This window comes from Ideonella sp. (genome assembly GCF_036277275.1).
Taxonomy (GTDB): domain Bacteria; phylum Pseudomonadota; class Gammaproteobacteria; order Burkholderiales; family Burkholderiaceae_C; genus Ideonella.
In genome coordinates this window covers 1-21,987 of sequence record NZ_DASUNH010000141.1, presented here as the reverse complement: position 1 = coordinate 21,987, position 21,987 = coordinate 1, and the positions used below count along the sequence as shown (strand labels likewise).

At 68.9% G+C, this 21,987-nt stretch carries 16 protein-coding genes; 7 read left to right on the top strand and 9 right to left on the bottom strand.

Features of this window, described 5'->3' with window-relative positions:
• The first annotated feature begins 14 nt into the window (after nucleotides 1-14).
• From VFY73_RS24550 to VFY73_RS24530, 5 genes are all read left to right on the top strand, one after another.
• A complete protein-coding gene (locus VFY73_RS24550) occupies nucleotides 15-1,409 on the top strand; it encodes an undecaprenyl-phosphate glucose phosphotransferase (protein WP_329723797.1) in 1,395 nt (464 codons plus the stop codon).
• A gap of 123 nt (nucleotides 1,410-1,532) precedes the next feature.
• Nucleotides 1,533-2,795 carry a hypothetical protein gene (locus tag VFY73_RS24545; protein ID WP_329723795.1) on the top strand — a complete coding sequence of 421 codons (1,263 nt, stop codon included), beginning with the start codon at nucleotides 1,533-1,535 and terminating at the stop codon, nucleotides 2,793-2,795.
• A gap of 23 nt (nucleotides 2,796-2,818) precedes the next feature.
• Nucleotides 2,819-3,604 (top strand): acyl-ACP--UDP-N-acetylglucosamine O-acyltransferase, encoded by a 786-nt coding sequence (gene lpxA / locus VFY73_RS24540; protein ID WP_329723793.1) that lies wholly within the window; start codon nucleotides 2,819-2,821, stop codon nucleotides 3,602-3,604.
• A 20-nt stretch (nucleotides 3,605-3,624) separates the two neighbouring features.
• Nucleotides 3,625-4,596 carry a GNAT family N-acetyltransferase gene (locus VFY73_RS24535; RefSeq protein ID WP_329723791.1) on the top strand — a complete coding sequence of 324 codons (972 nt, stop codon included), beginning with the start codon at nucleotides 3,625-3,627 and terminating at the stop codon, nucleotides 4,594-4,596.
• Between the two features lie 30 nt (nucleotides 4,597-4,626).
• A complete protein-coding gene (locus VFY73_RS24530) occupies nucleotides 4,627-5,046 on the top strand; it encodes an FdtA/QdtA family cupin domain-containing protein (RefSeq protein ID WP_329723789.1) in 420 nt (139 codons plus the stop codon).
• 417 nt (nucleotides 5,047-5,463) lie between these two features.
• Here VFY73_RS24530 and VFY73_RS24525 read toward each other — a convergent pair whose 3' ends face one another.
• Entirely contained in the window at nucleotides 5,464-6,429 is a 966-nt protein-coding gene (locus tag VFY73_RS24525) for a threo-3-hydroxy-L-aspartate ammonia-lyase (RefSeq protein ID WP_329723787.1), read from the bottom strand.
• Nucleotides 6,430-6,572: 143 nt separating this feature from the next.
• Here VFY73_RS24525 and VFY73_RS24520 point away from each other — a divergent pair, with 143 nt between their 5' ends.
• Together VFY73_RS24520 and VFY73_RS24515 are read left to right on the top strand one after the other, a co-directional pair.
• Complete coding sequence (locus VFY73_RS24520) at nucleotides 6,573-7,157, top strand: LysE family translocator (protein WP_329723785.1); 585 nt, start codon at nucleotides 6,573-6,575, stop codon at nucleotides 7,155-7,157.
• A 13-nt stretch (nucleotides 7,158-7,170) separates the two neighbouring features.
• Nucleotides 7,171-8,622, top strand: a complete 1,452-nt coding sequence (locus tag VFY73_RS24515) for a PLP-dependent aminotransferase family protein (protein WP_329723783.1) — start codon at nucleotides 7,171-7,173, stop codon at nucleotides 8,620-8,622.
• On the opposite strand, the gene VFY73_RS24510 is transcribed toward VFY73_RS24515, so the two are convergent.
• From VFY73_RS24510 to cysC, 8 genes are all read right to left on the bottom strand, one after another.
• Nucleotides 8,623-9,279 carry an HAD family hydrolase gene (locus VFY73_RS24510; protein ID WP_329723781.1) on the bottom strand — a complete coding sequence of 219 codons (657 nt, stop codon included), beginning with the start codon at nucleotides 9,277-9,279 and terminating at the stop codon, nucleotides 8,623-8,625.
• Complete coding sequence (locus VFY73_RS24505; protein ID WP_329723779.1) at nucleotides 9,276-10,070, bottom strand: class I SAM-dependent methyltransferase; 795 nt, start codon at nucleotides 10,068-10,070, stop codon at nucleotides 9,276-9,278. Before VFY73_RS24505 ends, VFY73_RS24510 begins: the two co-directional genes overlap by 4 nt.
• The gene (locus VFY73_RS24500; protein WP_329723777.1) at nucleotides 10,067-11,182 is read right to left on the bottom strand and encodes a DegT/DnrJ/EryC1/StrS family aminotransferase; all 1,116 of its coding nucleotides are present in this window, start codon (nucleotides 11,180-11,182) and stop codon (nucleotides 10,067-10,069) included. The genes VFY73_RS24505 and VFY73_RS24500 overlap by 4 nt, the downstream gene beginning before the upstream one ends.
• Nucleotides 11,179-14,076 carry a glycosyltransferase family 61 protein gene (locus VFY73_RS24495; RefSeq protein WP_329723775.1) on the bottom strand — a complete coding sequence of 966 codons (2,898 nt, stop codon included), beginning with the start codon at nucleotides 14,074-14,076 and terminating at the stop codon, nucleotides 11,179-11,181. Before VFY73_RS24495 ends, VFY73_RS24500 begins: the two co-directional genes overlap by 4 nt.
• Nucleotides 14,073-16,997: a glycosyltransferase 61 family protein gene (locus VFY73_RS24490; RefSeq protein ID WP_329723773.1), complete on the bottom strand. Its 2,925-nt coding sequence runs from the start codon at nucleotides 16,995-16,997 to the stop codon at nucleotides 14,073-14,075. The genes VFY73_RS24495 and VFY73_RS24490 overlap by 4 nt, the downstream gene beginning before the upstream one ends.
• Before the next feature lie 75 nt (nucleotides 16,998-17,072).
• Nucleotides 17,073-18,608, bottom strand: coding sequence for a DUF1501 domain-containing protein (locus VFY73_RS24485; protein WP_329723771.1), 1,536 nt, complete (start codon nucleotides 18,606-18,608; stop codon nucleotides 17,073-17,075).
• Between the two features lie 26 nt (nucleotides 18,609-18,634).
• Nucleotides 18,635-20,518 carry a DUF1800 domain-containing protein gene (locus tag VFY73_RS24480; protein ID WP_329723770.1) on the bottom strand — a complete coding sequence of 628 codons (1,884 nt, stop codon included), beginning with the start codon at nucleotides 20,516-20,518 and terminating at the stop codon, nucleotides 18,635-18,637.
• A 149-nt stretch (nucleotides 20,519-20,667) separates the two neighbouring features.
• On the bottom strand, nucleotides 20,668-21,987 hold a 1,320-nt coding region (gene cysC, locus VFY73_RS24475; RefSeq protein WP_329723768.1), incomplete at its 5' end, for an adenylyl-sulfate kinase.

Here is a 21,987-nt window from a genome sequence, read left to right as displayed (position 1 = left end):
CTGCGCTTGAGTCGATGTTTGAAGAACGAACCGCCCGCAAACAATTCCTGAACGCGCCGCCGAGCGTGCCATCGGCCGTCGCGGCCGTGCTCGAGCCGGTGCTGGCGGCTGTCAGCCTGGCGGTCTTCCACGGTATTTTTGGCGAGCCCTTCGGTGGCGCCGCGATGGCGCTCGCCATCTTGTTGCTGGTGCTGATGTTCCCGGGGCTGAACCGCTTCGGCAAGACCGGCATCGGCGTCGGCATCGACATCTTCCTGTCGTGGATCGGCGTGCTCGCGGTGCTGCTGATGGTCGGCTACGCAACCGGCGGGCTGGGCGAGTTCGAGCCGCGGCTGCTGCTGGGCTGGGCGATCGCGACACCGTTGGTCCACTGGCTGTGCGTGGTATTGGGCACCGCCTACATGCGCCACCGCGCGGCATTGCCCGAGTTTCGCCGCCCGGCGGTCATCGTCGGTGCGCACCGCATGGGCCAGCGCGTGGCCGAGATGCTGCAGGCCCGCAAGGGCTATGGCCATGACCTGCTGGGCTTCTTCGACGACCGCTCGGCCGAACGACTGGAACTGCCCGGCGCCGACCCGCTGCTGGGCGGCTTGAACGAGCTGCCGGAGTTCATCGAGCGGCACGGCGTCAAGGACGTCTTCATCACCCTGCCGCTGACCTCGCAGCCGCGCATCCTGCAGCTGATGGAAACGCTGCAGAACTCGACCGCCTCGGTGCACTTCGTGCCCGACGTGTTCGGCGTCAGCATCATCCAGGGCCGGCTCGAGGACATGGGCGGCGTGCCTGTCGTCGGCCTGCACGTGACACCGTTCACCGGCATCAACGGCCTGCTCAAGCGCGCCAGCGACATCGTGCTGGCGGTGCTGATCCTGATCCTGATCTCGCCGGTGCTGCTGATGGTCGCGATCGGTGTCAAGCTCAGCTCGCCCGGCCCGGTCATCTTCCGCCAGCGTCGCACGGGGCTGGACGGCGAAATCATCGAGGTCTTCAAATTCCGCTCGATGACGACGCAGGACAACGGCACGGTGGTGCAGCAGGCGACCCGCAACGACCCGCGCATCACCCGCTTCGGTGCTTTCATCCGCAAGACCTCGCTCGACGAGTTGCCGCAGTTCGTCAACGTGCTGCAGGGCGAGATGAGCATCGTTGGCCCGCGGCCGCACGCCGTGGCGCACAACGAGCAGTACCGCAAGATCGTCAAGGCCTACATGGCGCGTCACAAGGTCAAACCCGGCATCACCGGCTGGGCCCAGGTCAACGGCCTGCGCGGCGAGACCGACACGGTGGACAAGATGGCGCGGCGCGTCGAGTACGATCTCGAATACCTGCGCAACTGGTCGCTCGGGCTCGATCTGCTGATCATCGCCCGCACCGCCAAGCTGATGTTCTTCGACCGCAAGGCGTATTGACGGCCGGTCGTCAGCAGCCCACGCCCACGCTCCCGATCGCACCGGCTTTGGGGCCGACGCAAACGACAACGACACGACGAGGCGCACATGACAGGCACTCCTTCTTTTCGCCCCCGCTTCGCAATGCAGCTGCTGGCAACGGCAGCCGTCTGGGTCATGGCCGGTACCGCGCAGGCGCAGGCCGATGCCCCGCCCCCGGTTTCACCGCCGCCTCCGCTCAGCACCCAGCCCAGCGGTCCGGCCCAGCCGTTCAGCTTCGGCCTGTCGCAGACGCTGACCCATGAGTCCAACCTGTTTCGCGACAGCCGTGACGAAGAGGAGGACTGGACCTCGATCACTGCGCTGAACTTCGCACTCGACCAACCCATCGGTCGCCAGCGCCTGCACGGCAACGCGATGCTGGAGATGAACCGCTACCGCGAGCATGACGAGCTGAACAACACCGGCCACGAACTCGGCCTTCAGCTCGATTGGGAAACCGTCTACAACCTGTCGGGCGCGCTCGGGGTGCAGTCCACACGCCGCCAGTACCGCTACGGGCTGGACAGTACGACGCCGTTCGACGGTCGCAACATCGAAAGCACCCAGTCCGCCTTCGCGCAGGGCCGGCTGGGCGGCATGGGCGAATGGGCCCTGCAGGCCGGCTTCAATGCGTTGAACCGCGAGTACTCGGCCGACAACTTCGCCAAGCTCAATGACCTGTCGCAGTGGGGGGCCGAAGGCGGCATCGGCTACCGGCCCAGCCCTGATCTCGGCTTCACCGCGCTGGGCCGCTACACCCGCATCTCGCGGCCGGACACCGATCTGGGCTTCGGTGACGATGTCGGCCGCAAGCAACTGGAGCTGGGCGTGGTCTGGCAGGCCACCGGTGCCAGCCGCCTCGACGCCCGGGTGACACGTGCCGAGGAAAAGCACAGCGTGATGGACGATCGCAGCTTCTGGACCGGCGGCATCGGTTGGGATTGGGCGCCCAGCGCCAAGCTGCGTTTTCGCACCCAGCTGCTGCGTGACACCGAAGGCAGCAGCGGCAACGTGATGACGCCCGACGCGACGATGCCGGCCGCGCCGGCGGGCGACCAGTTGCGCGATGCGTTCCTGTGGTCGGCCCAATGGGCGGCCTCGGCCAAGATCAATGTGATCGGCACCGCGCAATGGTCGCGCCGGCGTTTTGACGATCAGTTCAACGCGGATGGTTCGCGCATCGAGGACCGCACGACGGCGTTTGCCGTCGGCCTGCGCTACAGCCCTGCGCGTTCGCTGGACCTCGGCTGCGACGTGGCAACCGAAAAGCGCGAGACCAACACCCTGACCGACGCCGAGCTGTTGGTGACGCGCCCCTACGACTCGATGACCGCCGGCTGCAATTTGCAGTTCTGGTTCCGCTGACCACGCCTGAGGCGCCGCTCGCGATGATCCACCCCACCGCCGTCATCAGCGGCAACGTCCAGATCGATCCCACCGCCGAGATCGGGCCCTGGTGTGTGCTGGAGGGTGACATCACCGTCGGCCCTCGCACACGGCTGATGAACGGCGTGTCGCTGCAGGGGCGGGTGACTGTCGGGGCCGACAACATGTTCGGCGCCCATGCGGTGATCGGCGGGGCACCGCAGGACCAGCAGTACACACAGGCAGACGAGACCGAGGTCGTGATCGGCGACCGCAACCACGTCTTCGAGTTCGTCACCATCCACCGTGGCACTTCGCGCAGGGACGGCCGCACCGTGTTGGGCAACGACAACTTCGTGATGGCTTACGTGCATCTGGCGCACGACGTGGTGCTGGGCAACCACACCCGCATCACCAGCTACACCGGCATCGCCGGCCTGTGCACGATCGAGGACCATGCGGTCATCGCGGGCATGGTCGGCATGCAGCAATATGTGCGCGTCGGGGCCTACTCGTTCATCTCCGGCATGTCGGCGATGACGCAGGACGTGCTGCCTTACTCGATCGCCTACGGCACCGAGGGCCCGGCGCATCTGCGCGGCGCGAACCTGATCGGCTTGAGGCGGCAGGGCTTCTCGCGTGAAGACATCGACATCGTCCGCCAGGTGCTGGCCAAGCTGCAGGGCACCGAGCGGCCGTTTGCGCAGGTGCTGGCCGAGATCGAAGCCGAATTCGATCCGACCCACCCGATGGTGCGCCGTCTGCTCGACTTCGCGCACGCGCCGTCGCAACACGGCGTGCTGCGCTGAGCCGGCCGGTGGTCGGGCCCATGGCCGACGACTTCAGCTTCCGCCCCTACTGCGACGGCGATGAGGCCGCGTGGAATGCGCTGGTCGCGGCGAGCCCGAACGGCACCTTCCTGTTCGACCGGCGCTTCATGGGCTACCACGCCGATCGGTTCGACGACGTTTCGTTGATGATCGAGCGGCGCGGCAAACTGGTCGCGGTGTTGCCCGCGCACCGTCAAGGCGAGCGCGTCGCCAGCCACGGTGGCTTGAGCTACGGCGGCCTGGTGCTGGCCGACACGCTGGGGGCGCAAGCCACGTGGGACCTGATGCAGGCGCTGCAAGCGCACTGGCGCGAACAGGGTGTGCGCGAGCTGCTGTACAAGACGATGCCGTCGATCTACCACCGCCTGCCGTGCGAGGACGACCGCTATGCGCTGCTGCGTTGCGGCGCGCAATTGGTGCGGCGAGATGCGCTCTCGGTCATCGGCCCGACACCGGCGCACTGGCCAAAGAAGCGCCGCCGTGCGATCACCCTGGCCACCCGCCAGCGCGAAGAACTGGGCCTGTCGGTTCGCGCCGGTGCCGCGCCCGAAGCTGCCGAAGACTGGGCCGTGTTCTGGCAACTGCTCGACCGTGAACTGCAAGCCCGGCATGACAGCCGGCCGGTCCATGACCTTGACGAGATCCAGCTGCTGGCCAACCGGTTCCCAGATCAAATCAGCCTGCGGCTTGCGCGCTGGTCCGGCCGCATCGTGGCCGGCCTGGTGCTGTTCGACACGCCCACCGTCTGCCACCTGCAGTACATGGCCGCGGACGAGCAGGGCCGCCGCTGTGCCGCGCTGGATCTGCTGCTGGAGCGGGCCATTGCCGGTGCTCAAGCGCAAGCGAAGTGGTTCGACTTCGGCCACTCGAACGAAGACCACGGCCGGGCGCTGAACGCCGGCCTGGCCTTCTACAAGGAAAGCTTCGGCGCCAGCACGGTCGTGCATGACCATTACCTGCTGCCCTGCTAACCAGACTGCGAACGCGAAAGGATTCCTGCCTTGGCCCACGTTGACGATTGCCGCCCCGTCGAGCTGCGCTCGGTCTACGACCACCGCGGCTCCATTTCCTTCGTCGAATCGGGGGTCGATTTCGAGTTCCCGATCAAGCGCGCCTACTGGACCTACGACGTGCCCTCGCGCGCGTCGCGTGCAGGTCATGCGCACTTGGCGCTGCGCCAGCTGTACGTTGCGATCTCGGGCTCGTTCCAGGTCCACATGGACGATGGTGTGAACCAGCGTGTCGTCACGCTGAGCCACCCCAGCGAAGGGCTGCTGATGGTGCCGGGCATCTGGCGCGAACTGCATGGCTTCTCGTCCAACGCCTGCCTGCTGGTGCTGGCGTCCGAGCTGTTCGATGAGGCCGACTACATCCGCGAGCATGCGAACTTCATGAAGTGGGTGCAGTCGTCGAAGGCATAGGTCTTCGTTCGGCTCGCGTACTGCACCGGTTTGCGCGCAGGGCGGCGGCGGTGCCCGCGGTCTCCGGCCCGCTCGCGGGCCACTGTGTGAGGTGATCGGCGGGCTGCCCATCAATGCCGTCGTGCCCTAGACACGTTGGGGCGACCGCGAATGAAGGCCGGCGCCCGGGGGCACCACCGCCACCCTGTGGCACCGACCGTGGCAGGGCACGGCGTGGCATGCCACGGTCGGTGGTGAGGCAGGGGACTCGGGGTGCGTTTACAGGCCTTCATTCGCGGTCGCCCCAACCGACGTCCCATGAAAACGCAGCCGATCGAGACACCTTGGCCAGCGCACCCCGGTTCCCCGCGAGCCAGGCCGGAAAACGTGCCCCGAGTCGCCTGCCCAAGCTCGACCTAGGCAGGCAACCCCTCCGACCTAAGCCCCCACCAGCGCCGCAAACCGCGCCAGGTCGATATTGCCGCCAGAGAGCACAACACCAACCCGCTTGCCGCGCACATCGAACTGGCCGTTGAAGACCGCCGCCGCACCCAGGCAACCGGTCGGCTCGACGATGAGCTTCATCCGCACCGCGAAGAACTTCATCGTCTCGACCAGTTGATCGTCGGTGGCCGTGACCACCCGCGCACCCAGCTGCTGCAGCACTGGAAAGGTGTGCTGGCCGAGCGAGCGGCTCTGCGCCGCGTCGGCGATCGTCTTCGGCGTCTCGATTCGCACGATCTTGCCCTGGGCCAGGCTTTGCTGGCCGTCGTTGCCGGCCTCGGGCTCGACACCGACGATCTCGCAGTGCGGTGAGAGGTGACGCGCCACCGTCGCGGTGCCGGACAACAAGCCCCCACCACCCAGCGGCGTGACGATCATGTCGAGTTCACCGACCTCTTCGAACAACTCCTTCGCCGCGGTGCCTTGGCCGGCCATCACGTGCGGATGGTCGAACGGCGGGATGAAGGTCATGCCCCGTTCGGCGACGATGCGCTCGACGATCAGCGACGGGTCTTCGGCGTAGCGGTCGTAGCGGACCACCTCGCCGCCGTAACCTTCGGTCGCCGCAACCTTCATCGCCGGCGCGTCCTTGGGCATCACCACCAGGGCGCGAATGCCCAGCAACTGGGCCGCGCGGGCAATCGCCTGGCCGTGGTTGCCGGACGAGAAGGTCACCACGCCGCCGGCCCGCTGGGTCGGCGTGAACTGGGCGACGGCGTTGTAGGCGCCGCGGATCTTGAAGGCACCGATGCGCTGCAGGTTCTCGCACTTGAAGAACAGTGTCGCGCCGGTGCGGGCATCGGCGGTTGCCGAGCGCATCACGGGGGTGCGGTGGGCAATGCCGGCCAGGCGCTCATGGGCCTGCGCGACGTCGTCGTAGGAGATGGCCAGTGAAGTCATGGCCCACAAGCTATCACGCGGTGCAGCGCTTGAAACTGTGTGGCCGGTTGCGCTGACACAGTGCGTGCCGTGGCGGGGTGTGTTGTGGCTTCACCGGCCGGGCACCGGCCCCTAGGCTTGCAGCACTCCACCACCACCGCACCATGACCGAACTGCTGCCCCTGCTGACCTACTCGTTCGTGATGTCGAGCACCCCCGGTCCGAACAACCTGATGCTGACCGCGTCGGGCGCCAACTTCGGCTACCGGCGTACCGTGCCGCACATCCTGGGCATCGCCGCCGGCCACGGGCCACAGATCTTCGTGACTTGTCTCGGCCTGGGCTCGTTGTTCCAGGCCTTTCCGGTGCTGCACCAGCTGCTGCGCCTGGTGGGTGCGGGGTACCTCGTCTACCTGGCCTGGCGCCTGGCCGGCTCCGCGATCGGCCAAAAAGACATGCAGCGGCCGTTGAGCTTCTGGCAGGCGGCAGCCTTTCAGCTCGTCAACCCGAAGAGCTGGGTCAAGGCCATCACCGTGGCCACTGTCTTCATGCCGCCCGACATGGCGGTGTTGCCCGCGGCGACGTTGGTCAGCGTGATTGCGGTCGCGATCGGCGTGCCGTGCGTGTCGATGTGGGCCCTGTTCGGCGTCGCGATCCGCCGCCTGCTGACCGATCCGCGGCGGCAGCGCGCCTTCAATGCCATCATGGCGGCTTCGCTGGTGGTGCTGGCGATTGGCTTGCTTTTTTGACACCGCTGTGACGATGGCCCCGCTCGACCGCTCATCCGACGTGCCGCTGGCCGACCAGATCGAGTCGCGCCTGGCCGCGTTGATCGCGTCGGGCCAGCTGCCGACGGGCGCCAGGCTGTCGTCGATACGTGCGCTGGCGTCGCAGCTGTCGGTCAGTCCGAACACCGTGGTCACCGCCTACGACCGGCTGGTCGCGCGGGGCCTGGTCGAGACCCGTGGCACCGCCGGCTTCTTCGTGGCCGAATCGAACGCGCCCGAGGCCTTGCCCAGCCAGCTCGAGGCGGGCGAGGCGCATGACGCCGTCTGGCTGGCGCAGCAAGCCCATGACCAGCGCGCCAGCCTGTTGCCGGCCAGCAGCGGCGCGCTGCCGGTGAGCTGGCTGGAGGATGCGATCCCTGCCGCCGTCGTGCAACGTGGCCTGGCGCGCAGTGTCGGCGGCATGGCGGCGCGTTGCCCCCCGCAAGGCATGCCCGAATTGCGTGAGCGCATCGCCATGCTGATGCGCGGCCAGGGCATCGCGGTGGATGCGAGCCGCGTGCTCAGCTGCTACGGCGGCACCCACGCGATCGACCTGATCTGCCGTGCGTTCCTGAAACCCGGTGACGCGGTGCTGGTCGAGACACCGGGCTATCACCTGCTGTTCGACCGCTTGCGCGAGGCGGGCGTCAAGATGATCGGCATCGCGCGCCGCCATGACGGCATCGACCTCGACCAGCTCGAAGCCGCGTGCATCGAGCATCGCCCGCGCCTGCTGTTCATCCAGAGCGTGCTGCACAACCCGACCGGCTGGGGCAGCAGCGCCGCCAACCTGCACCGGGTGCTGATGCTGGCCGAGCGCCATCACCTGCTGCTGGCCGAAGACGACGTGCATGGGCACTTTCTTGGCGGCCCACACGCCGGTAGCGTGACGCGGCTGGCGCAGCTGGCCGAGCTGCGCGGGGTCGTCTACTACTCGAGCTTCTGCAAGGCGCTCAGCCCTGCGCTGCGGGTGGGCTACATGGCGGCCGAGCCGACGCTGCTGAAGGCATTGCTGCGGGCCAAGATCCAATCGGTGCTGACGACCGCGACGTTGAACGAGAACGTGCTGCTGGAGCTGTTGGCCAGCGGGCGCTTTCGCAAGCATCTGGATCGGCTGCAACAAAAGCTCGCCGCCGCGCGCCAGGTCAGCACGCGCGCGCTGCGCGGGGCCGGCCTGCTGCTGGACCGGCCGGCCGAAGGGGGTCTGTTCCTCTGGGGTGAGCTGCCGGCCGGCGTTGACGCCGACACGCTGGTCAAGGACGCCTACCGCCAGCACATCCTGTTGGCCGGCGCGGCCTTCGATGTGGCCAATGCCGACCAGCGGCACCTGCGCTTCAACGTGGTCCATGCCCAGCACCCGCGGCTGGCTGAGTTCCTGTCGCAGCGTTGGCAGGCTTCGAGCCAGGCGCAGCAACTGATTCGCCGCGCCGCCGAACGCAGCCGCTGACTACAGCAGTGCCAAAGCGCCGAGAAGCTCGTTGACGCCCGGTTGCACGTGGAAGGCCGCCATGCCCAGCGCATGCGCGGGCTCGATGTCGCAGGCATGGTCGTCGCCGACCATCAGGCAGGCCGCCGCGGGCAGGCCGATCAGGCCGAGCGCGCGGTGGAAGATCTCGGGCCGCGGCTTGGCGTGGCCGCAATCGTCGGGTGTCACCATGCCGACGAAGTGACCAGTCAAGCCCAAGCTCGACAACTTGCGCTCCTGCATCAGGCGCGGGCCGTTGGTCACGATGACCTTGGGCAGGTGGGCACAACGCTGCAGGAACTCGACCGCATCGTCCACCAGCGACCAGCTGCTTTGGTAAGCCTGCATGTAGGGCTCGAACAAGGTGTCGGCCTGGGCATCGGTCAGCGCCTGGCCCACGAACTCGCGCAGGCGCTCACGGCGCTGGTCCAGGAACGAAATCTCGCCGGCGCTGTGGCGCTTCCAGTGCTTGTCAGTGACGAGACGCCAGCGAGTGAAGGCCTGTTCCAGGTCTTCATCGAGGCGATGACCGGCATGCACCGGCTGCCAAGCGGCAAAGGCACGCTGCGCCGTCGAGCGCTCGTCGAACAACGTGTCGTCGAGGTCGAGCAGCAGACCCCGAATCTCTCGTGTGCTCATGCCGGTCGCCGCGCCAGCAGCGCGATCTCGGCCGCCTGCTGTGGGAACTGGCGACCCAGTTCGATCAGCCCTTGCACACCGCGCTCGCCGAGCGACGGCAACAGCAGCGCCATCTGCGCATGGGTGAAGGGCTTGAACAGATAACCATCGAACGCGACCTCGGTCAGGCCGAGTGCGGTGACCGTGTCGCGCAGGTCTTGCGGGCGGTACACGCGCGGCTGGCCGAGCAGGCGGTTGCGTTCGCTCAAGACCTCGGGGGCATCCATCAGCCCCATCTGCACGGCAAGCAGACGGTGGAACGACAGCGCGTTTGGCACGCTGACCAGCAAATGGCCACCGGGCCTGAGCCAGCGCAGGCCGGCGCGCAGCAGCGCCTCGGGCTCGGCGGTCTCGTGGATCACGCCGGAGACGATGACCAGGTCCACCGCCGGGCCCTGCGGCCACAGCGCGGCCAGCGTGGCATCGGCGCGCTCGATGTAGTCATGCACCACCGCCAACCGCGTCTCGCACGCGGCCACCTCACGTGCAGCATCGGCCCAGCGCTGGGCCGGCTCGACGGCGATCCAGCGTGTGATGCGGTTCGGCTGCGCGAAGGCCTGCAGGCTCAGCAGCTCGGGGCCGCAGCCCACCTCGAGCACGATGGCCGGCTGCAGCGCCTGCACCTGGGCCAGGTTGTGTTGTTGGCGCGCTGCCAGGCAGACGGTTTCGAAGTCCAGCTCGGCATCGTGGCGCGCCGCGTACTCGTCGGCGTCCAGCGGCTTGCCGATGGGTGGCAGGCTTGACGTCTTCATGCGCCTCGCCCCTTGCAGAACGCCGCCACGGCGTCGGCGACCTGGTCGATCTGGTCCAACGTCAGGTGCGGACCGATCGGCAGGCTCAAGCACTCGTCGCAGACCGCGTCGCCGGCGCTGCGGCCGGCCGGTGCATGCGCCGCGAACGGTGGGAACCGATAGACCGGCTTCGGATAGTGGATCAAGGTCTCGATGCCCTGGTCTTTCAGCACCGCCTGCAACGCGTCGCGCTGGGCGTGGCGGATGACGAACAGGTGCCAGACCGGTTCGTCGCCGGCCGGCACCGTGGGCAGCGACAGGCCCGGCGCATCGACCAGCAGGGCGGCATAACGTGCTGCCTGCATGCGTCGCTGAGCGTTGTGCTCGTCCAGCCGCGCCAGCCGCACGCGCAGGAACGCGGCCTGCAGCTCGTCGAGCCGGCTGTTCACGCCCTCGCTGTCGTGCTGGTAACGCACGGCGCTGCCGTAGTTGCGGCGTGTGCGCAGCGCACTGGCCAGCGCGTCGTCGTCGGTCACCAGCGCGCCGGCATCGCCGAACGCGCCGAGGTTCTTGCCCGGGTAGAAGCTGTAGGCGGCCATGCGGCCGAAGCCACCGACCGGCACACCGTGGTGGCGCGCTCCGTGGGCCTGTGCGGCATCTTCGAGCAGCAGCAGGCCTTTCGATTCGCACAGGGCCTGCATCGCCGCCGGGTCGGCTGGCGCGCCGTACAGGTGCACCGGCATCACCGCGCGGGTGGCCGGCGTGAGGGCTGCGGCGACGCCTGCGGCGTCGATGTTGTACGAGCCCGCGGCTGGTTCCACCGCGCGCGGTGCCGCGCCGCACTGGCGCACCGCCAGCCAGGTCGCGATGAAGGTGTGCGCCGGCACGATGACCTCGTCGCCCGGGCCGATGCCGGCCACCTGCAGCGCCAGCGCCAGCGCATCCAGCCCGTTGCCGACACCGATCGCGTGACGCCTGCCGCCGTACGCGGCGAATTCGGCCTCGAAGGCCTCCAGCTCGGGGCCGAGGATCCAGCGCCCGCTGTCCATCACGCGCCGGTAGGCGGCGTCGTAGGCGGTTTGATCCTGCCGGTAGATCGCCTGCAGGTCCAGGAACTTGATGCCGTCGTTCATTCGCCGTCCCGCACCCACTGCAGCTCGCGCCGGGCGAGGTCCACGTCGACCGAGAACGGTGACGTGACGATCGACACCGACTCGAAGCCGGCGATGCTGCGCGCCTGCAGCCAGCGGTGCTGCTGGCCGCGCAGGAACGACAGGTCGAAGAAGGTCGGGCCGTTGATGTCCTGCTTGAAGATCGTCAGCACCCGCGCGCCGGGCGGCGCCCACATCAGGTTGGTGAAGGCCGCGCCCGGCGGGCCGGCGATGCCGCGTGCACTGGCGAACAGGCGCACCTGGTCGAGCAGGCTCAGGGTCTCGGCGGCGACGATCTCGAAGCCCAGCGCCTCGGCAATGTTGATGACCTGCTCGGCCTCGACCATCGGCCGACGCGTCTCGCCGCGGCGGGCCAGGTAGATCAGCCGGTCACCCGGGGTCTCCGCGTCCGGGTCCAGCCCGGCGGCTTGCGTCAGCCTGCGGCGCAGGCCCTCGACCATTGTCGCGCTGGCGAATTCGGATGGCGATGCGATCACCGCATCGGTCAGCCGAAGGTCGTCCTCGGCCGAGTACCAGCGCACACGGGTCTCGTCGAGGCCGATGTCGTGCAGCGAGCTGAGCATCCAGCCGGTCAGCTCGCGCGGCAGCAGCAGCTTGCGGGTCTTCAGGATGCCGCGCGACAGCAGCGCCTGGATGCGCGCCAGCGTCAGCACCATCCAGTGGTAGTAGTTGCGGTGGAACGGTGCGTCCATGTTGGCCAGCACCACCAGCGGCTCGTCCAGCCGCTTCCACAGTCCGGCACCGCGCAGCACGGTCCCGCCGGCGCCTCGCGCCAGAACGTTGGGGTGCGGGTACGGGAATTCGCCCATCTGCAAATGCCAGGGGTGCGGTTTCAGCACGCCGCCTTGCGTGCCGATCAGCAGGTGCACGTTGCGCACCCGCAGGTCGGTCGTGCGGGCCAGGCTCAGCGTGGTGCCGACCATTTCGTGGGCATGGCTGCGCACGCGGCCGGTCGTGTCGACCACATCGAACTGGCCCACCAGCGGCTCGTCGTGCAGTAACGGGTGGGCGGTGAGGCCTTCGGCGCGCAGCCAGTCGTCCCATTCGCGCATCGGCCAGGCTTCGGCGCCGCGTTGGGTGTCGGCGCCGCTGTGCGCGGCGTCGAGCTCGGCGCGCAGCGTGTCGATCCGGCCGGCGGCCAGCAGCGCGCGTTCACGCAACGCCGCCAGCGCGGTGTGGCCGAGGCCGCCGAGTCGCGCAGCCGCGTCGTCCAGGTCGGCCAGCGCTTCGTCCGCCTGTTTCATCGCCAACTGGGCGTCGAGCTGCTGGCGCAGCAGGTCCAGCAGCATCGCGAGGCTGGCATCGCCGGGGGCGCCGAGCAGCGGGCGTTCGCGCCGCACCGCGTGGCGGCACAAGGCGACGAGGTGTTGCAGCACGCCCTGGCATTGGGCACGGCAGCGGTGGCCGTCCAGCGTGCCGAAGGCAGGGCCGATCTCGAACGGGAACACGCCTTCCCAATGCGCCAGGTCCAGTGCCCCGCTGTTGGCCAGGGCCCACAGGTGGCTGGCGGCTTGGCCGGCTTCGGCCAGCGTCAGGCCGTCCAGCGCGGGCAGCATGTGTTCGAAGGCGGCCAGCGTCTGGCGGCAGCGCGCTTCGGTATCGGCCAGGCTGACGGGGCTGTCGTGGCGCGGCGCTTGCGCCAGCACCAGCCCCAGCGCGGCCAGCGGCTCGGCCAGCGGGCCCAGTTGCGCCGGGTCCAGCACCGGCGTGCCGGTTTCGGGCAGCGTGCCGGCGGCGCTGGCAGCGGCGGCGGTGCCGCCCTGGTGCAGGCTCAGGTGATCCAGCCGCAGCTGCGACTGTTCATCGAGTTGGCCCAGCTCGGCCAGGCGTTGATAGGTCTCTTTGGCCAACGCGATGTCGCCGTCGTGGAAGGCGTATTCGGCCAGCAGTTGCCAGGCGGCCGGCGTGGCCGGGTGGGTGGCTTCCAGTGCCAGCAGCGGTGCCGCCAGTTGCTGCACGGTGGCGCCTTCGGCGCGTTTGAGCTTGGCCAGCTCGACCTGGACCGACGGCTGCTTGGGCCACAGTTTGGCCGCGCGCGTGACCAAGGCGTGCACCGACGGGCTGGGCGCCAGCTCGCCGAGCGTTTCCAACGCGGCGGCGAGCGAGAAGCCGCCGCCCGGATCGGGCTCCTCGTCGTCGAGCATCGTCTCGGCCAGCTGGCGCAGCACCGGCAGTGCGGCGCAGCGCACCGCGGCCGCCGTCAGCGGCGCCAGCCAGCCGCGTGCGTCGGGCCGGCTGGCGTGCGGCGCCAGGCGGTCCAGCCAGGCCGCCACGCGCTGCAGCGGCGGCAGGGTTTCAGCGGCCCGGGCGACCATCGCCAGCGTGCCGACCATTTCCTGGGTCCAGCTCGCCTCGGGCTGCCAGCGCTGGCCCAGCGCGTCGATCAGCGCCAGGCTGGGCCCGATGCTGGCTTCGCCCTTGAGCCGGCGCAGTTGGCGCAACAGGCCCAGCGCGACGGCTTCGTGGTCGGGCGACGCGAGTTGCTCTTGCCAGCGCAGCGCGGCTTCGGCCAGCGGCTCGATGTGGCCGAGGCTGCCCTGGGCACGTACCCAGGCCGGTGCGAGGCCGGCGGTCAGCGGCGTGCTGCCCTCGGGCAGCAGGTGCCACCAGGCCTCGATCGCTTCGACCAGGGCCTGCAGCTGCCAGGCGGGCACGTCGGCGCGGCCCTTGACCCACTCGACGTGCATGACCTGGGCCAGCTTGCCGCGCGCGGCCGGTGGCACCTCGGGTTGGTTGAATTTCTGGTGCAGGTTCTCGGGCCCGGGCAGCGGGACGCCTTCCTTGGCGCAGCGTTCGCTCAGCTCGTTGAACCACAGCCGGCCCAGCGCCGGCACCACCGCGTGGGTACTGCTCATGCCTGTTCACTCCCGCCGGCCACCCAGGCCAGCTCGCGCTCGGCCAGGGCAAGGTCGACGCTGAACGGTGCGTTGACGATGGACATCAGCGCATAGCCGCCCAAGTTGCGGCCCAGCAGCCAGCGGTGCGATTGGCCGCGGATGATGGACAGATCGATGAAGGTCGGCAAATTGGCTTCCTCTTTGAATATCGACAGCACGCGTGTGCCGGGCTGAGCCCAGATCAGGTTGGTGTAGGCGGCCCCGGGGGGGCCGGCGATGCCGCGCGCGGTGGCGAACAGGCGTACCTGTTCGGCCAGCGTCAGGGTCTCGGGCGCGACGGCCTCGAATCCCATCGCTTCGGCGGCGCGCTGGATGCGCGCCTCTTCGACCAGCGGGCGACGGCCTTCGCCACGGCGTGAAATGTAGAGCAGTCGCGTGGCCTCCGGCGGCGAAGACGGATCCAGCCCGGCGTGGCGCCACATGGTCTGGCGCAAGCCCTCGACCAGCGATGGGCTGGCGAAGTCGATCGGCGAGACGAGCAGGGCGTCGCCGAGCAGCAGGTCGTCATCGCCGCCGTAAAGCAGCATCTGTTCCTCGGTGAGGCCGATGTCGGCCAGCGAAGATCGCATCCAGCCCGACAGTTCACGTGGCATCAACAGCTTGCGCCCGCCCAGCAGCAGGCCACGCGCACGCAGCGCGTCGATGCGCGCCAGCAGCAGCAACATCCAGTGATAGAAGTTACGGTGGTAGGTGGCGTCCATGTTGGCGAGCACCAGCACCGGCGTGTCGATGCGCTGCCAGTGCGCGGGCCGCAGCACCGCTCCACCGGCGCGCGGGCCGCCGCCGCGCAGTCGCACATGGCGGTGCTCGTACGGGTAGTCGCCCATGCTGAGGTGCCAGGCACCGGGCCGCAGGATGCCGGCACGTGGGCCGATCAGCAGGTGCGAGTTGCGTACCCGCAGGTCGGTGTGGTGCAGCACCGTCAATCGGGTCGGTGCGAGCTGATGTGCATGCCGCTGAACTTCGCCGTCAGGCTGCGCGGCGTCGAAATAGCCGGTCAGCGCCGGGTCGTCGACCAGCGTTTGCGGGTGCACCTGCTCGGCAGCGAGCCAGTCGTCCCAGTCGGCCAGCGGCAGCACGTCGTTCGGGGCCAGCGGCTCGGCCGCCCCAGCCATCAGCTCTGCGGCTTCCGTCAGCCGGCCCAACGTCAACGCGGCGCGGGCCCGCAGCTCACGCAAGGGCGCCGCCCCCATCGTGCCGAGCTGTGTCTGCAGCCGGGCCAAGGCGGCGGCGGCTTCGTCCGCCTGCGCCAGCGCCCACTGGGCTTCGCAGCGCTGCTCGGCCAGGTCCAGCACCTGGCGCAGGCTGGCCTGGCCCGGCGCGCCTTGCAGCGCACGTGGCCGCGCGAGCGCGAAGTCGCACAGCGCGACCACGTGCTGCTGCAGCGCGCGACCGAACACGCGGCAGCGTCGGGCGTCGACACGACCGTAAGCGGGGCCAAGCGCGAACGGGAATGCGGTCAACCATTGGCTGTGGCTGGCGAAGGCTCCGGCTTCGAGCTGGGCCAGGTGGCGGGCCAGTTGTAGGCAGGCCTGCATGCTGATGTCCGGCAACTGCGGCAGTTGGCTGCGCCAATAGTCGCAGGCGGCGTCGGCCGCGGCCTGCAGCGACGCGACACTGCGTGATGCGTCGTGGTTCGGTGCTTCGTCCAGCAGCGCGATCAGCGGCGCCAGCGCTGCGGCGAAAGGCCCCAGCGTCTCGGGCGACCAGGCGGGTGGCTCGGTGGTGGGTGCGCTGGCGCTGGCGTCTGGCGCGCCGCCGGGTTCGGCCGGGTCGTCGCGCGCCGACAGGTGGTTCATGCGCAGCCGGTCGGCCGCGCTCAGCAGGTGGCGCCCGGCCAGCTCGCGGTAGATCATCAGTGCGCCGGCGTCATCGCCACCATGGAAGCGGGTGCCGGCCAACCAGCTCATCGCAAGGGGCCAGGCCGGCTGCGCCGGGTCGAGCCCGTCGAGCAGGGTGCCGACCTCGGCCAGGCTGGCGCCTTCGCCGTGGGCGATACGGGCGCGGGCGAGCTGGATCGCCGGGTGGCGGGGCTGTTGCGTGGCGGCCTGCACCAGCTGGGCCCGCGTCGTCGCATCGGGTGCGAAGCTGGCCAGCAAACCCAGCAACTGGACCAGCAGCGGCTGGGTCTCGGACTGCTGCATGCCGTCGTCGTTCAACAGCGCCTGCACCACGCGCTGCATCGCCGGCACCTGCAGGGTGCGAAGCGCAAGCTTGCCGAGTTCACGCCAATGGCCGGCGTCGACCGGGGCTTGCGCCTCGGCGGCGTCGAGCAGCTCGGGCAGCCAGGTGGCGGCGCTGCGCAGCGCATCGAAATCATCGGCCTCGCGGGCCAGTGCGAGCACGCCGGCCAGCAGCGGTGCGCTCCACGCGCGGCTCGGCAGCGCCGCAGGGCGCAGCCCATCGAGCAGCGCGTGCAAGGGGGCGAACAGATGGTGTTGTCGCAGCTGGCGCAGCAGCGCCGCGATGGCCGGCTCGGCGTCGTCTTCGGCGGCGAAAGGCGCCAGGCGGCCCGCCAGCGTGGCCAAGGCATCGAGGTGGCCGCGTGCACCGAGCGCGCGGATCAGGGCTGGATACAGGCCGCTGCGCAACCGATCCGCCTCTGCCAAGCCCTCCCAGGCCAGCGCGACGCTGTCGATGAAGAGCTCTTGCAGCTCAGGTTCGGGCTGCTCCTGGCCCTTGAGCCAGTCGGTGTGGATCGCATGGGCCAGGCGCGACCAGGCCGCGGCCGGTGCCGCTGGCTTGGCGAGTTTGCTGGCCAGCGCGTCGCCGCCCGGCCACGAACGGCCGGGCGCCTGCGCCAGCGCACGCAGACGCGCGAGCAGCGCCTCAGGCGTCGGCGGGTTGTCGAGGGGATGTTCTTGCGCGTGCGGGGACACGCGCGAAGTACACCACAGGCGGCGTCATCTCGTGGGGAGGGCGGTGGCCGTTCGCCCCGCGATTCACGCCGTCGGTCAAGCGGCCATGAAGCCCAGGTTGCGTTGGCCGTAGTTCCACGCGGCCAGGCCCGGCAACACGCTCAGCAATTCGCTGTCGCTCAGGCCGAACCACTTGCCCAAGGTCGCGGCGTAGGCCTCGACGCTGGTCGTCGGCAGCATCGAGCCGCCTTGGACCTGGTCGGCGCTGTTGAAGCCGCCTTTGCCGTCGGACACGCCGTAGGCCGGCAGCTTGCCGTAGATGTCGCCGCCCCGCACCGCGCCGCCCATCACGAAATGGTGACCGCCCCAACCGTGGTCGGAGCCGTCGCCGTTGGCGGCCAGCGTGCGGCCGAAATCGCTGGCGGTGAAGGTGGTGACGAGGTCGTCGACACCCATGGCGGTGGTCACGCTGTCGAAGTACTTCAGACCATGCGCCAGCTGGGCCATCAGACGGGTGTGGCGTGAGGGTTGCAGGTCGTGCGTGTCGAAGCCGTTCAGCGTGACGAAAAAGGTCTGGCGAGCCATGCCCAGTGCCGTGCGGGCGGCGACCATGCGAGCGACTGCCTGCAACTGCGCCGCCAGCGGGTTGGGCATCAGCGTGTTGGTTTCCGGATCGCGGAACTGCAGCATCGGATCCGGCTGACCCACGGCCAGGCCGCCGGTGCCCCAGGGGCCGGCGCCGGCGCCCGGCAGAGCGCCCGAGAGCAGCAGATCGGCGTCGACCGACCGGCTGACCACCGAGCTGTGCTCACGTTGCAGGACGCTGTTCATGCGGGTCGTGCGCATCAGCGCGACCATGCGCTGGCGCACCGCGGCCGAGCCGTAGACGGTGCCGTCGCTGCCGCCGATGTGGATCGCGCCGGTGGGCGCCATCTGGTACGGACGCGAGCCCTGGCCGGACAGCCAGACCGCGTTGCCGCCGGTGCTGACCGATGTGAACATCGACTTGCTGTTGGCCGACAACACATGGTCGGCCATCAGGCCGCCCCAGCCGCGCGTCGTGCCTTCGGCCGAGAACGATTGCCAGACCGACTGCTGGTCGTTGTGCGAGAACAGCTTCGGCGGCTTCGGCGCGGTGCCGGCAAGGAACGCAGTCTTGGTCGTCGGGCCGCACAAGGGGCCGACATTGCTGATGCAGGCCAGGCGTTGCGACGCGAACAGGTCGCGCACGGCGCCGAGCGTCGGGTGCAACGCCAGCGTGCGGCCTTGTGAGTTGATCGGGCTGATCGGCAACACGCCACCCAGACGGGCGTGCAGCGAACCGCTTTGCTGCGCCGGCGTACCGGGCGCGGCCAGCGCGATGCCTTCGACGCTGGTTTCGCGGGCGGCGTTGTAGGCCGACCAGGACGCGCTGTCGGTGGCCAGCAGGGTGTTGTAGGCGTCGTTGCCGCCGGTCAGGAAGATGCAGACCAGGGCCTTGTAGCCGCTGGTGTTGGCGGCAGCGGCCGGGCCCATCGCGGCCAGGCTCAGGCCCAGGCCGCCGAGGCCGGATATCGCCGGCTGGGCCAGGCCCAGGGCGGCGCCGCGACGCAGCAGTTCACGGCGGGTGGGGTTTGAAAGCGGACGGTTCATGGCTATCGGGCTCGGTCGGTCAGGCGTCACTTCTGGACGATGAATTCAGGGGTCACCAGCGGCATGGCCACGGCGGTCCAGACACGGTTCGCTTTGGCCTTGTCGACCCAGGCCTTGTTGCTGCCGTCGGGTTTCAGCGCTGGCACGAAGATCGACGTCACTGCATTGATCTGCTCGGTGCGCAGCGCGCTGCCGACCGGCGCGCCGAAGTAGCGCGCGTTGACCTTGTCGACCAGCCCGGCTGGGTCCAGCGCCAACGGTTGCAGGGCGGTGTAGTTCGGCTGCAGGTCGGGCCGCGGACCGGTGTTGTCGATGCCGCGTGGGCCGACGCCGGCCTTGACCGCGATGATCATGTAGTTGGCGTAGCCGGCGACGCTGCTCTCGTCGGTGATCTGCATTTCGGGCAGCGTCATGCCGAGCGATGCCGCTTCGCCACCCGATGGGATGTAGCCCGGGCGATAGAAGTTGAAGACGCTGGGTGAACGCAGCGGCGTCTGCGCCAGTTGCAGGCCAGCGTCGTCGGTCAAGTTCATCAGCACCTTGCCGCTGTCGCTCTTGGCGCCGAAGGCGCGCAGGAAGGCGGTCAGTCGCAGCACCGGCTCCTTGACCTTGCCGTATTGCGGGCCAGCGGCCAGCGTGGCCGAGCGGGCCTCGTTGTCCATCAGGATCGCGCGGAAGACGGCCTTCATGTCACCGCGCACGCCCAGGCCGTTGTTGTTGAACACCGCCGTCACACGTGCCACGTAGGCCGGGCTCGGCGCACTGGTGACCAGGCGCTGGATCAGCTGGCGGCTGATGAACGGACCGACGTTCGGATGCGCAAACAGCGTGTCCAGCGCCATCTTCAGGCTGGCCGCCGGATCGGCCGGGCTTTGCGGTGCCACGGTGGCGCCGAGGAAGCTCTTGGGCAGCACCGAGTGGTACTGCGGGTAGCCTTGCATCGGGATCACCAGGCGCTGCGGGTCTTGGGTCGAGCCGGCAAAGCGGCTGTTCAACTGGTCCGGGCCGCCCCACGAGAAGCCGGTAAAGACCGACGACAGGCCTTCGATGTCGGCGGCGCCGTAGGTGTCGATCAACGCACCGTTGCCGTCGCGCTTGGGCGTGCCGTCGTTGTTCAGCTGCACCAGACCGATGGTGAACAGCTGCATGATTTCGCGTGCGAAGTTCTGGTCGGGCACACGGCCGAGAATCAGATCTTCCTTCTTGTTCTTCAGGTGCGACAGGTACAGCCCCATCGCCGGATGCATGGCCACGTCCTGCAGCAGCGTGCGGAAGTTGCCGAAGGCGTTGCGGCCCAGCATGTCGACCCACGAGGCCACGGCTTGGCCGCGCTCGCTGGCCAGGTCGTAGGTCGAGACGACGAAGATTTCCGACAGCGCGAACACCGCGCGCTGGCGCAACTGGTCGTCGGCCTGCAGCGCCTGCTGGTAGAAGGACGACACGACGCTCGGCGCGCCGGCCGTGGCCTTCGGATCCTTCAGCTTTGCGGCTGCGTCGTCGTTGTTCCAGCGGGCCAGGTGCACGGCCCGGGCCGGCTTGGCCAGTTGCTCGTCGACCCAGCCGGCCGCGCCCAGCGTCATCGTGCGGCTGACCTCGGCCTCGGTCGGGCCGAAGCTGGCTTGGGTCAACAGGCGAAAGGCATCGGCGCGGGTGGTGCCGGTCGGGACGTTGACACCCTGGGCGGTCTCGGTGCCGGCTTGCGTGCCGTCCGTGCCTGCCTGAGTGCCGCCGCCAGCGGGGCTCGACTGGTCGGATTGGCCACCCTGCGGGGTGTCCGCCGAGGTGCCGGTGGTTTCAGAGGCTGCCGTTTCGGTGCCACCACCGCCGCCGCAGGCCGCAAGGCACAACGACGCGAGCAGGGCAGCAATGTGGGTGCGCCGGGGCAGGACCGGGGCGATGAATGCGGGCATGCGTATCTCGACTTGACAAACAAAAAGGTGCAGGAATGCACCCTTGTGTTGCGAGATATCGGCAGGCCCCGAGGCTGGTTAAGCCGGGGGCCGTGCCAAACTGCTACCGCAGGGGCCGAAAAGGCCCTCCTTTACCTGCCGTTTACCCGTCAGATCATGCCCAGCTCGCGGATGCGAGCGATGACCTGGTCGGCCGCCTGTTCGGCGCTGATGGAAGTGGTATCCAAACGCAACTCAGGTGCCTCCGGTGCCTCGTAGGGGCTGGAGATGCCGGTGAAGTTGGCGATCTCGCCGCGACGGGCCTTCTTGTACAGGCCCTTGATGTCACGGTCTTCGGCCACGTTCAGCGGCGTGTCGACGTGGATCTCGACGAACTCGCCCGCACCGAGCAGGCCGCGAGCCATCGCGCGCTCCGAGCGGAACGGCGAGATGAACGCGGTCAGCACGATCAAGCCGCTGTCGACCATCAGGCGTGCCACTTCCGAGACACGGCGGATGTTTTCCACTCGGTCGGCTTCGGTGAAGCCCAGGTCCTTGTTCAGGCCATGGCGGATGTTGTCGCCGTCCAGCAAGTAGGTGTGGCGGCCCATCGCATGCAGCTTCTTCTCGACCAGGTTGGCGATCGTCGACTTGCCGGCGCCCGACAGGCCGGTGAACCACAGCACGCCGGGGCGCTGGCCCTTGGCCTTGGCGCGGGCAGCCTTGTCCACGTCCACATGCTGCATGTGGATGTTGTGCGAGCGGCGCAACGCGAAGTGCAGCATGCCCGCGCCGACCGTGTTGTTGGTCAGGCGGTTGATCAGGATGAAGCCACCGGTGTCGCGGTTGACCGTGTACGGGTCGAACGCGATCGGGCGGTCCAGCGCCAGGTTCACGACACCGATTTCGTTCAGGCCCAGCTGCTTGGCAGCCAGGTGCTCCATCGTGTTGACGTTGACCTTGTATTTCGGCTCGGTGATCGAGGCGGTGACGGTCTGGGTGCCGACCTTCATCAGGAATGAGCGGCCCGGCATCATCGGCTCGTCGTGCATCCAGACCAGCGCAGCTTCGAACTGGTCGGCCACTTCGGCCGGCGATTCAGCAGCCGAGATCACGTCGCCGCGCGAGATGTCGATCTCGTCTTCGAGCGTGATGGTGACCGACTGCCCGGCCACGGCCAGCGGCAGGTCGCCGTTCAGCGTGACGATGCGCGCGACCTTGCTTTCGCGGCCCGACGGCTGGGCGCGGATGCGATCGCCCGGCTTGATCATGCCGGCGGTGATGACACCGCAGAAACCGCGGAAGTCGAGGTTGGGGCGGTTGACCCACTGCACCGGCATGCGGAAGGCTTCCTTCTGCAGGCGGGCTTCGTCGATCTCGCAGGTTTCCAGGAAGCCCATCAGTGTCGGGCCGTGGTACCAGGGCGTCTTCTCGCTGGCCGTCAGCATGTTGTCGCCCTTCAGGCCCGACAGCGGGATGCTGGTGACGTC